Origin of the sequence: Acidovorax sp. (assembly GCF_016783915.1) — a bacterium.
In the GTDB taxonomy this organism is placed as follows: Bacteria; Pseudomonadota; Gammaproteobacteria; order Burkholderiales; family Burkholderiaceae_C; genus Acidovorax.
Map to the genome: position 1 here is coordinate 1 of NZ_JADHVT010000140.1, position 11,998 is coordinate 11,998.

Annotated in this window: 10 protein-coding genes and 1 pseudogene; 7 read left to right on the plus strand and 4 right to left on the minus strand. The window is 66.3% G+C overall.

Annotation, left to right across the window (positions count from 1 at the left end; all coding sequences use genetic code 11):
• The first annotated feature begins 299 nt into the window (after positions 1-299).
• Complete coding sequence (locus ISS20_RS19685) at positions 300-1,079, plus strand: pseudouridine synthase (RefSeq protein ID WP_291438793.1); 780 nt, start codon at positions 300-302, stop codon at positions 1,077-1,079.
• A 68-nt stretch (positions 1,080-1,147) separates the two neighbouring features.
• On the plus strand, positions 1,148-2,098 hold the full coding sequence (locus ISS20_RS19690; protein ID WP_291438779.1) for a nitronate monooxygenase: 951 nt from the start codon (positions 1,148-1,150) through the stop codon (positions 2,096-2,098).
• 34 nt (positions 2,099-2,132) lie between these two features.
• Here ISS20_RS19690 and ISS20_RS19695 read toward each other — a convergent pair.
• Positions 2,133-2,552 (minus strand): annotated as a pseudogene (locus ISS20_RS19695) (NAD(P)H-dependent oxidoreductase); the annotation flags it as partial.
• Between the two features lie 333 nt (positions 2,553-2,885).
• Here ISS20_RS19695 and ISS20_RS19700 point away from each other — a divergent pair.
• Complete coding sequence (locus tag ISS20_RS19700) at positions 2,886-3,815, plus strand: DMT family transporter (RefSeq protein WP_291438781.1); 930 nt, start codon at positions 2,886-2,888, stop codon at positions 3,813-3,815.
• 128 nt (positions 3,816-3,943) lie between these two features.
• Entirely contained in the window at positions 3,944-4,159 is a 216-nt protein-coding gene (locus ISS20_RS19705) for a hypothetical protein (RefSeq protein WP_056064801.1), read from the plus strand.
• 41 nt (positions 4,160-4,200) lie between these two features.
• On the opposite strand, the gene ISS20_RS19710 is transcribed toward ISS20_RS19705, so the two are convergent.
• A complete protein-coding gene (locus ISS20_RS19710) occupies positions 4,201-5,136 on the minus strand; it encodes a succinylglutamate desuccinylase/aspartoacylase family protein (RefSeq protein ID WP_291438784.1) in 936 nt (311 codons plus the stop codon).
• Between the two features lie 105 nt (positions 5,137-5,241).
• Between ISS20_RS19710 and ISS20_RS19715 the strand changes: the two genes are divergently transcribed.
• Complete coding sequence (locus ISS20_RS19715) at positions 5,242-8,370, plus strand: WD40 repeat domain-containing protein (protein WP_291438786.1); 3,129 nt, start codon at positions 5,242-5,244, stop codon at positions 8,368-8,370.
• A 387-nt stretch (positions 8,371-8,757) separates the two neighbouring features.
• On the opposite strand, the gene ISS20_RS19720 is transcribed toward ISS20_RS19715, so the two are convergent.
• On the minus strand, positions 8,758-9,780 hold the full coding sequence (locus ISS20_RS19720) for an OmpA family protein (protein ID WP_291438788.1): 1,023 nt from the start codon (positions 9,778-9,780) through the stop codon (positions 8,758-8,760).
• A 408-nt stretch (positions 9,781-10,188) separates the two neighbouring features.
• Here ISS20_RS19720 and ISS20_RS19725 point away from each other — a divergent pair, with 408 nt between their 5' ends.
• Positions 10,189-11,376 carry an MFS transporter gene (locus tag ISS20_RS19725; protein WP_291438795.1) on the plus strand — a complete coding sequence of 396 codons (1,188 nt, stop codon included), beginning with the start codon at positions 10,189-10,191 and terminating at the stop codon, positions 11,374-11,376.
• A gap of 80 nt (positions 11,377-11,456) precedes the next feature.
• The gene (locus tag ISS20_RS19730; RefSeq protein WP_274114443.1) at positions 11,457-11,600 is read left to right on the plus strand and encodes a hypothetical protein; all 144 of its coding nucleotides are present in this window, start codon (positions 11,457-11,459) and stop codon (positions 11,598-11,600) included.
• A gap of 141 nt (positions 11,601-11,741) precedes the next feature.
• Here the strand turns inward: ISS20_RS19730 and ISS20_RS19735 are convergent.
• On the minus strand, positions 11,742-11,998 hold a 257-nt coding region (locus ISS20_RS19735), incomplete at its 5' end, for an EAL domain-containing protein (RefSeq protein WP_291438791.1).

Sequence of the window (11,998 nt, forward strand, 5' to 3'; positions counted from 1 at the left end):
AGGTAGTGAGCGATCTCGTGGTGGCCGTGGATCAGGCTCGCCACCAACGGCGTGCAAAGGATCTCGGGATGCTGGTAGTTGGGGTTCACGCCTGCACTGATGTGGTGGCGCACCAGCGCCAGGTCGCCCGCCACGACGGCGGCGTACATGTCTTTCCAGTCTCCAGCGGACATACCTGGGCATCCTTTGCAAGGGTTGAGCCGGGCCAGTGTAGGCAGCTGTGCGTGGGGCACAATCCGCGCCTTCCCTTATCGTCCTTTGTCTTCCACGGCGGCAACGCCCTTCTTCATGCCCCTCCCCTGCACATCCTCTGGCGCGACGAGCACCTGGTGGCCGTCTACAAGCCTGCGGGCTGGCTGGTGCACCGCACGGGGCTGGACGCGGGCGAGACGCGGTTTGTCATGCAGACCCTGCGCGACCAGCTGGGCCAGCATGTGTTCCCGGTGCACCGGCTCGACAAGGGCACCTGCGGCGTGCTGGTGATGGCGCTGCACAGCGATGCGGCGCGCGCGCTCTCACAAGCCTTTGAGCACGGAGCCACGCACAAGCGCTACCTGGCCATGGTGCGCGGCTGGGCGCCTGAGGCCATCGAGGTGGACCACGCACTCAAACCCGACGACGCCCCTGCCGATGCGGCCGTACAAGAGGCCCACACCCGCTTTCGGCGCCTGGCGCAGCTCACGCTGCCCGAGGCCAGCGACGCGCGTTTTGCCACCACCCGCGCCTCGCTGGTCGAGGCCATCCCGACCACGGGCCGGCGGCACCAGATTCGCCGCCACCTCAAGCACCTGGCGCACCCCATCATCGGCGACGCCACGCACGGCAAAGGCCCGATCAACCGCTGGTGGGCAGAGCGTCTGGCACAGCAACGGCTGTGGCTGCATGCCTGGCAACTCACAGTGCCGCACCCGGTGTCGGGGGCAGTGATGACCTTTGACAGCGGGCTGCGCTGGCCTGGGCCTGCGGACTGGGGCGGCATGCACGACCCCGCCGACGATTCCAACGCGCACCCCAGCGCCGACTGGCAGCGCCTGTTGGCACGGCTGCCCTGGGACGAGACACACGCCTTGCCCCCGTAACGCGGGCGACACGACGACGGCCTGCCCGTCGAAATAATGGACGCTCCCAAAATCAGGAGACTTTGTCCATGACCGCACCCGCCACCAACCGCGTCCTTGCCCACACCGGTGCGCGCTACCCCATCATCCAGGCACCCATGGGCTGGATCGCGCGCACGCAGCTGGCCTCGGCGGTGTCCCGCGCTGGGGGCCTGGGCATCATCGAGACCTCGTCGGGCGAAACCGCCAACTGCCAGGCCGAGATCACCAAGATGAGCGCGCTGGGTCTGCCGTTTGGCGTGAACCTGCCCATCCGCTTTTTGAAGGACGACGCCATGCTGCGCTTTGTCTGCGCGTCGGGCGTGAAGTTTGTGACCACCTCGGCGGGCAGCCCGGCCAAGTTCATCGCGCCGCTCAAGGATGCGGGTATCACCGTCTACCACGCGGTGCCCACGGTGGATGCTGCGCTCAAATGTGTGGACGCAGGCATTGACGGCCTGGTGGTGGAAGGCGGTGAAGGCGGCGGCTTCAAGAACCCCGAAGAAGTCTCCACCCTGGTCCTGCTGCAGGCCATCCGGGCGCGGGTGGACGTGCCGCTGGTCGCGGCAGGTGGCATCTGCGACGGGCGCGGCATGGCCGCAGCCTTTGCGCTGGGCGCCGAGGCGGTGCAGATGGGCACGCGTTTTGTGAGCTGCGCCGAAAGCCCCGTGCACGCCAACTACAAGAACGCCATCGTCGATGCGGGCGTGACCGGCACCTGGATGCTCAACACCAAGGCCAGCCCCTGCATCCGCGCGCTCAAATCGCAGCGCACCCAGGCCATCCACGAGGCAGGCCTCATGCCCGCCGACAGCTTTGCGGGCATCCAGCGCGTGTACTTTGACGGCGATATGGAAGCAGCGCCGGCACTGGCGGGCCAGACCGTGGGCTTGATCGACTCCGTCAAGACCGCGCAGCAGATCATTGAGGACACCGTGGCGGAGTTTTTTGCCATCAGCCAGCGCATGGGTGCCATGGGCATGGCGCGCACGTTTGGCTGAAGAACGCGGCGGTTCGGCCAGCCACGCCTGTGGCCTACGCTGCCTTGGCCCCCAGCGCGCACATGCGCGCCTTCCACTTGGCAACCCCACCCTCGCCCAGTTGATCCACGCTGCCCACCAGCGTCTCATGCACCGGCGCAACGCCCACAAAGCCCACAAAGCCCAGGATATTGCGCTCCAGCGACTTCACGCTGTGTGCACGGAAGTACCAGCGATAGACAAGCGCTGGCATTCCCATCGTGACCACTACCCGCGCACTGCACCCGGTGAGCCCCTTGCGCCCAAAGGGGTTGCTGCCTTCGGGGTTGAAGGCAAAACCGGGCCTTGCAACCTGCTCCAGAAAACCCTTGAGCAAGGCGGGCATGTCGCCCAGCCACAGCGGAAAGAACAGCACGATGTGCTGCGCCCAGCCAATGTCCGCCTGTGCAGGCTTGAGAGACGCGGGCAGCAGGCCCAGCTCCACCTCCACCGTGGTCGGCTGGGCGCACTGCCCGGTGTTTCCGTTGACGGACGCATCCCCTGAAGCAGACCGCCACGCAAAACAAGCTGCGCTGCGGTCCGCGGCACTACACCGCCACCCGCTGCGCTACACTTTTTGCCCCTGTTCGGCGCGTCGGCCGCCATGGCACCGACGCTCTCCTTTTTTCATGCAACGGCCAATGCCCTCCCTCAATGCCCTCCCTAGTGCCCTCCTTAGAGCCCTCACTGTTCGGCAGATGTGAGCACCATTCCACACCCCATGTCTTGTCGGCCATGGCGCACGCTCCGCAGCCTCTGAGGCATCCCCATGGCTGACAACGCCTCCTCCCAGTCCTCAGCATCGCCCGCCCCAGCCACACAGGCTGCACCGTCCAGCAACCTGCGCGGCATCATCGCCATGGTGGCTGCGGTGGGCTTCTTTTCGCTGATGGATGCGCTGCTCAAGACGCTGACCGCCCACTACCCGGCCATGCAGGTAGCGGCGCTGCGGGGCTGGGCCGCGCTGCCGCTGGTGGCCCTGTATGTGCTGTGGCGTGGCGAGGTGCCCCGGCTGCTGAAAGTGCGCTGGCCCCTGCACCTGCTTCGTGGCGGACTCAACGTGGCCATGCTGGCACTGTTTGCATTTGCCATCCGCGAACTGGCGCTGGCAGAGGCCTACACGCTGTTCTTCATTGCCCCACTGCTGATCACAGCGCTGTCCACCGTGGTGCTGCGCGAGAAGGTGCGCGCTGCCCACTGGGTCGCCATTGCGCTGGGCATGGTGGGCGTGCTGGTGGCTCTGCGACCCAATCAGGAGGCGTTCTTTACCCTGGGCGCGCTGGCCGTGCTGGCGGCAGCCACCTGCTATGCGGTGTCGGCCATCACGGGCCGCATGCTCACCCGCACCGACTCCAGCGCCAGCCTGGTGTTCTGGACGACCACGTTGCTCGCACTGGGCGCAGGCACGCTGGCCTGGCCTCAATGGGTGGGCGTGGCGCAGGCCCATTGGCCGCTGGTGGCGGGACTGGCCGTCACGGGGTTTGCGGGCCAGCTGGCGATCACCGAGGCGTTTCGCCATGGACAGGCCTCGGTGGTGGCGCCGTTTGAATACACGGCGCTGGCCTGGGGCATGGGGCTGGACTGGGTGCTGTGGCAGACGGTGCCGGGCTACAGCACGCTGCTGGGCGGCGCCATCATCATCGGCAGCGGGCTGTACTTGGTGCGCCAGGAACGCACACAGGCAGTGGTGCCACCCTGACCGACAGCAGCGGGTGCGAGACCGGCCACTTGCCGTCGCACCGGCGCGGCATGCGCTGACACGGCAGTCAGGCAGTTCGCCCTGTAATGAAGCGATGACCACAGCGGCACTGCCGCAAGGAAATCGCCATGACGCAACACGCCACCGTACACGGCCACGTGACCTACACCCCGGGCGACGGCGCCCCCATTGCCATCCCCGAGGGCCCGATCGAGGTGACCACCAGCGCGGACAGCACCACGCTGAGCTGGTCGGTCGAAGAGGACATCGTCGGCTCTGCTGCGCTGCCGCCCGACCAGTTCAACCAGTACGTCAAGGACGGCAAGATCCGTTTCAAGAAATAGTCCGGGCGCCCATGCCCCGGCAACCTGCCGCCCCAGCCTGATCAGATCGGCCGCGTGAGATACACCGCCTCTCGGCCCACGATGGGTTCGCGGGTGGGCATGAGGATGGTGCAGTCGTCGCACAGCGCGCGGATCTCGTGCGGACCATCGGTGGCGATGAGGTCGCCCTTGGCAAACACCTCAAACCCTTGCACGGGCCGTGTGAAGCGGAAGTCGTTCGTGCGCACCATGCAGGTCTCCAGCAGCTCGTAGCGGCGCTGTTCGGCGGGCTTGGGCTGATCGGCTACCGGGGCGATGAGGCCGAAGTGCGCCAGAAAGTCCAGCGCCACGGCCGTGGCCATGTCGGCCGCCGACTGGCGGAAGTGCTGGCCACATTCCACCACCAGTGCCACCCCATCTCCGTCGGCCTGCCCGTGGCGACCGTGCTGGATGAGCGGCGTGCCCGAACCCAGGCCGCTGGGCATCACCAGGTGCACCGGCGGGCGGCCGATGGCCAGCGCCACCTCGGCATTGCGCGGGTAGGCCGGGTACACCCAGAACGGCTGCACGTCCTGGCTGGTGGAGTGGATGTCGAGGATGTGATCGGCCGCGGCCACCACGGGGCGCAGGATGCGGGCACGCTGCAGCTCGGGGCTGTCCGCCGTGCCGTCCAGCTCGGCCGCCGACCAGATGCGGTTGAGGTTGTGCACCAGCTGGCGGCTCTCGAATGGGCGGGTCTCGTCAAACGATTCGTACGCAGCCACGTTGGCAAAGCTGATGGTCAGCGTGCCGATGAGGGGGCGCACAGCCGTGTCCAGAAGGTGGGTGGCCGCCACCATGCCGCAGATCTCGTTGCCGTGCGTGAGTGCATTGATGAGCACATGCGGTCCGGGCTTGCCCGACTCGAAGCGGTGCACGTAGTCGATGCCGACATTGCCCTGGCGGTAGGCAGAGAGGTCGCGGGGGAGGACTTCAAAAACAGGGGGGTTCTGCGTCATGGCGATGAATTAATAAGATGACACATCATTGTCAGCGCAAAGCAGGATCGTTGCTGGGCGCGGTGTACCATGCCCGCCGGTTGAGTCCCTCCTGCGCCCCGCCCCATGCCCACTGCCCGACTTTGCCCGCTGGCCGATGTGGCCCACCGCATTCCCCCCGACTGCTGGATGGCCGAGCGCCTGGCGCAGGCCCCTGAGACCCTGGCCGATGAAACCGTGCTGTGGATCACGGGCGATGTGCAATGGCCCGCACTGCACCTCGACGCCCCCCTGGCACAGGGCAGCCCGCTGCGCCAGTGGTTGCAAGAGCAACCCGACGGCCCCGGTGACCCCTCCGCACCCCGCGCACCCTTTGTGATCCTGGTAGATGGAGACCTGCGCATCGACGGCGCCTTGACCAGCGCTGACACCGACGGTACGACGCACCTGGTCGTCAACGGTAACGCGCATGTGCAGAACGCCGTGATCGGCGGACAGCTGGTGTGTGTGCAGGGCACGCTGCAGGTGGACGAGTTGCTGTGGGGCCACTACAACCATGGTGAGCTGCGCGTGCGTGGTGGGCTGAAGGCTCGGGTGGCGCTGTTCACCGACGAATACCACCTGCATACCGAAGGCCCCGAGCAGGTGGATTTTTTGCTGGATGAGGTGCGGGGGGTGCCACACCGGGCAGAGTTCTCGAGCGAAATCATCGGCGCTGTGTTCGCGCTCGACTTCCTGGATGGGGTGGATGCAGGCGAAGACGGCCTGGCTGCCATGATCAGCCGCCGCCAGGTGCTGGCCGCCGTGCGGGCAGGCCAGAGCGCGGTGCGCAGCAGCGCAGACATCCACGCCGACCAGCCTGTGGCCGACGACCTGTGCGCAGACAACTCCATCAGCATCGAGAACATCCTGGCCGTGGTGCACACACCAGTGATTGCGCACAAGGAACACAAGGCCTATGGCTGGTTCCGGCAGACTGATTTTTCACTGTGCCAGCGGCATGTGGACGACGAGGGCGACGCGCGCGACGACAACGTGTTCATCACGGTGTGGAAAACCTGGGACTTCTACCTGTCGGTGGAGCAGGTGCCCTCGCCCCGCAACTGGCTGGAGCGTGTGGCCACCAAGCTGTGGCGCCACGCGGCCCCCACGGTCGCCCAGCGCACGCTGCTCTATCGCCGCTACACGCAGGGGGAGCCCGGCGACTGGCAGGTGCTGGCGTCCCCCGCCGAGCCCGGCCACGACCCCGACGCCTGGAAGGCCTGCGAACACGCCTGGCGCGGAGTGCTGGACTATGTGCGCAAGGCCGTGGGCCAGCACCGTGCGCGTTACCCCCTTTACCAACGCCTGCAAGCCACGATGACGGCAGAGCACATCGAGGCCTTCACCAGCCTGCCCGTGTTCACCGAGCAGTACAACGACTGGTGGGACAGCGACCGCAACGGCTACTGGGAGGGCGAGGTCTGGGTGGGGGCGCGCCAGCCCTGCATGCACGACGGCGAACCCTGGGGCCGCGCGCTCAAGTACAGCTGGCGCAACGGTGACGACGCGCCGGGCGATGACGAAGACAACGCCCACAGCGCCTACCAGATCCATGTGGACGAGGCGCGCGAGGGGCCTGCCGCTGTCGAGTTCAGCTACACCCAGCGCCAGAGCGACGGCCGCGTGTCCCTGCCCCGCTGCGCCGCCGACCACATTGCACGCCTGCTGCGCTTTCATGGCTTGGTGCAGGCCCGCATCCGCGCTCGGCATCAAGAGGCGCAGGCCCAGCAGGCCGAGTCCCTCCGCATCGAAGCCGCCGTGCAACTGCTGGCCACCCCACCATTGCCCCCCGATCTACCCGATGCGGCCGTGTTTCCCGTCGAACTCATGACGCTGTCGGAGCAATGGCAGGCCGATGGGCAAGCCTATGTGGCGGCCATCCGTGCGCACCAACTGGCCAACGATGCCAACCGCGCCGAGGCCTCCGCAAAAGCCGATGGCGGCGATGAAGACGACAGAGCCGAAGAACACGACAGCGCCCTGCCCGAAGACCCGCGCAAGGCCGATGCGCCTACCGTGCTGCAACTGGCGCGCGTGGTGAGCCACTGGGCCGACGAAGAACTTGCCACGCGGTTTCGCCAGCGCTTTGCCTTCGCCCCGGATGCCTATGTGGCGCGCGCCGCCCAAGCCGGCCAATGCGTAGGCCCCGTGTTTGGGCTGGACGATGACAGTGTGATCGCGCGCATCGGCGCGGCCCATGACGAGGACGCCCACTGGGTGTTGCTGCACGGTGTTGAGTACACGCCCCTGCCCACCATCCAGGGGCTGGGCCGCTCGCCCGATCGCCGCTGCTTTGCACGTTACGATGGCCTGCACATCACCACCCACCACGGATGGGATGGCACCGTGATCGCGCAATTTGCACTACCAGGCGGGAATGAAGGCCTGCCACCGCAGGTGCAGGTTTCGGCAGGCCCGCTGGGGCAGCGCTGCGATGAAATCATCCCCTTCAACGACGGCCAGCGCGTGCTGCTGCGCAACCCCACCGGGGTGTATCTGCTGACCCGCACAGCTCAAGGCGCCGACAGCCCCATGCAACGTCTGCACCCGCAGACATTTGATGAAGACGGCCCTTACACCTGGCCCAAGAACCAGATGGATGATGAGGTGGGCGGTGCGACCGTGACAGTGCTGGCGCTGGACATGCTGCACATGGCCCTGTCGCCTGATGAGCGCCACATCGCCGTGGGCGACCAGGACAGTCGCCATATCCTGCTGGACACGCGTGGCGCTGTAGTGGCCGAGCGTGAGCCGCTATCTTCCTACCCCCACCACACAGTGTTCTCGCACGACAGCACACGCCTGTTTGCCAATTCGTGCCATCTGTACTGGGGCAGCACCCGCTCGATCCCCATCGGCGCGGTACCGCAAGAAGCGGCCCATGAGGACACCCCACCACTGGACGAACGCTGCCGCGTATACGCCTCTGCCACCCTGCCCGGCCAGGTGATCCTGGGCGACGCTGATGGCTACCTGCACGCATACGGCGACGAGGGACAAGCCCTGTGGCGCCACCACATCGGCAGCACGATCAGCGCGATTGACATATCCCCGGATGGCGAAACCCTGTGGGCGGCCAGCTATGGTGGGTACCTGGTGCGGCTGCAGCGCAACGAGGCGGGCATGGACCCATACTCCATTGGCACGTCACCGTATGTGGAGACGCGGCGGTGGATATTCTGGGGGGATGAGGTGGGGCCGGTGCGGTGGTAGCAGAGCAAGTCTGCCCACGGCGGCAACACCAGACTCTCATTCTGATCTGCAGGAAAACACATACCGACCACGTCCGTGAAAGCGCTGGAACACGGCCTCCCGCCCGCTTCCGCACGCTGCGTTGGCTAGGAGGTCTTGACGTCTTCTTCTGTCGCAAAAGCGGGCCTGGCGATCTGCACGCCGAAGTCGCAAGACTCCACAACTCGCGGTTAGCAGCCTGTCCATGCCACCGCAATGGCCAAGCCCAATCCGGCCGCAAGAAGTCTCATGCAGATCTATTGCCCGCGCGGCGAAGAAGTGGCGTTGCATGAGTGGGCACCAACGAGTGCAGTGTCCAGGTTGCGTAGTTTGTGCCCAACCCAGCTGCGTGCCCCAGCGACAAAAATCTCACTGCGGCACCAACTCCACGCGCCGGTTCTTGGCCCTGCCCTCATCGCTGCTGTTGCTGGCTACAGGTGCGAGCGAAGCCACGCCGTTGCCCACCAGGCGGTTGGCGGCAATGCCGTAGTCCTTGGCCAGCACGGCGGCCACAGCATCGGCGCGGCGCTTGGACAGGGTCAGGTTGCTGTCGAATCCGCCCACGCTGTCGGTGTGACCCACCACGTGCAGCTTGACGGCAGGCTCGGCCTTCAGAAAGGCGGCGATCTGCTCCAGCGAGGGTTTGGACTCGGGCTTCACGTCGGCCTTGCCAGTGTCGAACAGGATGCCGTAGATGGCGACCTTGCCGTTGGCGGTGATGGACTTGCTGATGTCGGAGGCGCTGACCACCACCATGTTCTGCTCCATGGCCTTGGACTCCAGGATGTCCACGGCGATATAGGCCCCCTGCCTGGATTTGTAGGTGGCGTCTTCCTTGGGCCAGTCGATGGAGACGAGGCGCACGGTGGTGTTGCCCTTCTGGAAGGTGCCGGTGCGCACGGTGCTGGCATCGGCGCCATACATCACGTATTCGCTGCGGTTGTTCTTGATGAAGTCGCGCTGGCCGCTGCTGAAGTTGGCCAAAAAGTTGGTGTAGTTGCCCGCAGCGCCGTCGCGGGTGGAGTCATACAGCACCGTGAAGCCGCTGGCGGTGAGGTCGTTGGCATAGTTGCGAAACAGCTCCAGCGACCGCGTGGCGCCGGGGGCCTCGTACCACAAGCGGGTGAGCTTGCCTTCCAGAGCGAGCGGCGGTTGCACATAGCGCCGCTTGTAGGTCTGCAGGTCGAACTCCTTGAACGTGGAAGTCTGGAACTCCACGGCGTCGAAGTTGCGCACCTCATAGCCCACGATGGTGCTGCCACCAAAACGCTTCACGGCGGGGTGGTCCTTGGCACCGGCAAGGTCCTGTGCAAACGTCGGCAACACGCTGACCGAGGCCAGGAACCCGAGGCACAGCGATGCGCCCCACTGACGAAACAGCTTCATGCTCATGGGCAATCTCCGGTTGAAAACACGCATCGCTAACTGGTGCGGCACCCGGCGCTGCGACAGGCGGCGGGCTCGCAACCATCATAGGCGAGCACCTGGAGACATACCACCCAACCTGCGTGCAGCGCCGTGGCGCAGAGACCCGTTTTTGCGAAATCCATCACAGTTTCACACCGGCTTGGTGTTTGACACCCCCCGCAGGATGCTTGTCACCCGCCAAACGCCGAAGCGGATGCCAGCGAAAATTGCAGCCCAGGCCATGGCTCATGGCACGCGCGTTGCATGCGCCCCAAGCCTGCACCTGCACCCTCCATGACTTCATCCCCCCACTCAGCCTCCTCCCCCGCACGCACCCATCCAGAGGCACCGCCACCCGGCCCCCCCGGCATCAGCACTCCCGTGCTCTTGCTCATGGCCGTGGCTTGCGGCCTGTGTGCAGGCAGCAACTACTTCAACCAGCCGCTGCTGCACTCCATTGCCATGCAGCTGCAGGTGCGGGACGCGTCGGCGGCGCTCATCGTGACGCTGGCGCAGGTGGCGTACGCAGCAGGGCTGCTGCTGTTGGTGCCGCTGGGCGACCTGCTGGAGCGGCGGCGGCTCATCACCACGCTGATGCTGCTGGCAGCTCTGGGGCTGTTTACCAGCGGGTTCGCGCACAACTACGCCATGCTGGCGCTGGGCACGCTGCTCACTGGCCTGTTTTCGGTGGCGGCACAGGTGCTGGTGCCGCTGGCAGCCACCCTGGCAGCGCCGGGCCGCAGCGGCCGGGCCGTGGGGCTGGTGATGAGCGGGCTGCTGACCGGGATTCTGGCAGCGCGCAGTGTGGCGGGACTGCTTTCGGAGGTGGGCGGCTGGACGCTGGTGTACCGCGTGGCGGGCGTCGCCATGGTGGCCGTGGCGCTGGCGTTGTGGTGGGTGATGCCCGTGTCGCGCAATGCGGCCTCGGCTCAGACGCAGGGGTATGGGCAGGTCTTGCGGTCGCTGGGCACACTGGCGCTGCGCCACCCCCGGTTGCGCAGCCGGGCCTTGCTGGGCGGGTTGTCATTTGCCTCGGTCAGTGTGTTGTTCTCCACCATGGCGCTGCTGCTGGCGGGGCCTGCACACCGACTGAGCGACGCGGGCATCGGCCTGGTGGGGCTGGCGGGCGTGGCCGGTGCGCTCATGGCCAATGTGGCGGGCCGCATGGCCGACCGTGGGCAAGCGCAGGTGGCCACCGCCGCATCGGTAGGTTTGCTGCTGCTGGGCTGGGGCGCGCTGTGGCTGGGCGCCAGCAGCCTGGTGTGGTTTGTGGTGGGCATGCTGGTGGCCGACCTGGCGCTGCAGGGTGTGCACATCAGCAACCAGAACGTGATCTACCGGCTGGACCCCACGGCCCGCGCGCGGCTGAACGCGGTGTACATGACCAGCTACTTTGTGGGCGCGGCCACGGGCTCGGCGATGGGGTCGGTGGCCTGGCTGTGGGGCGGCTGGAGCGCCACTTGCGCGCTGGGGATGGGCATTGCTGTGCTGAACGCACTGGCACTGGCCTGCGACCAGCGGCTGGCCGTGCAGGCGCGCAGTGATGCCGCACGGGGGGCCACGGAAGGCGCGGGCGCGTAGCCACCTGCAGCCGCCAACGACGCAATTTGTGACGTAACATCCTCGCACGGTCCCATCCCGAGACCTTTCAAGGAGGCCCCATGGCCAAAGGCGAACAGCGCAGCAACAAGATGGCGAAGAAACCCAAAAAGGACACCTCGCCGCCCAAGGAACACAGCGCATCGGACCGGCCCATGCCGCCGATGACCACCGTCCTGCCCAAGGGCAAAGACAAAAACAAGTAAGTCACGACAGCGCACCGCCTGGGCCAGGCGAATACGCTACCAAAACAATAGCTGCGGGCGCATATTGCATAAGCGCCTGCAGCTATTTTTTTCAAAAGCCGCAATAAGCAGCCCCTCATCCGGCGCGCACCGCCCCATGGCTCAGGCAGGCTGGGTCCACCGCGCCAGCCACTGGGCATCGGGCTCTGGCCGGCCAAACAGGTAGCCCTGGTACACGATGTCCGGCGCGCGCTGGCGCAGAAAGTCGGCCTGGGCCTGGGTCTCCACCCCCTCGGCCACTACACGCAGGCCGAAGTGCCGGGCCACCGACAAGATGCCCTCGACCAGCACACCATCGTCGGCGTTGGTGGGTGCATCGTGCACAAACGACCGGTCGATCTTGATCTCCTGGATCGGCA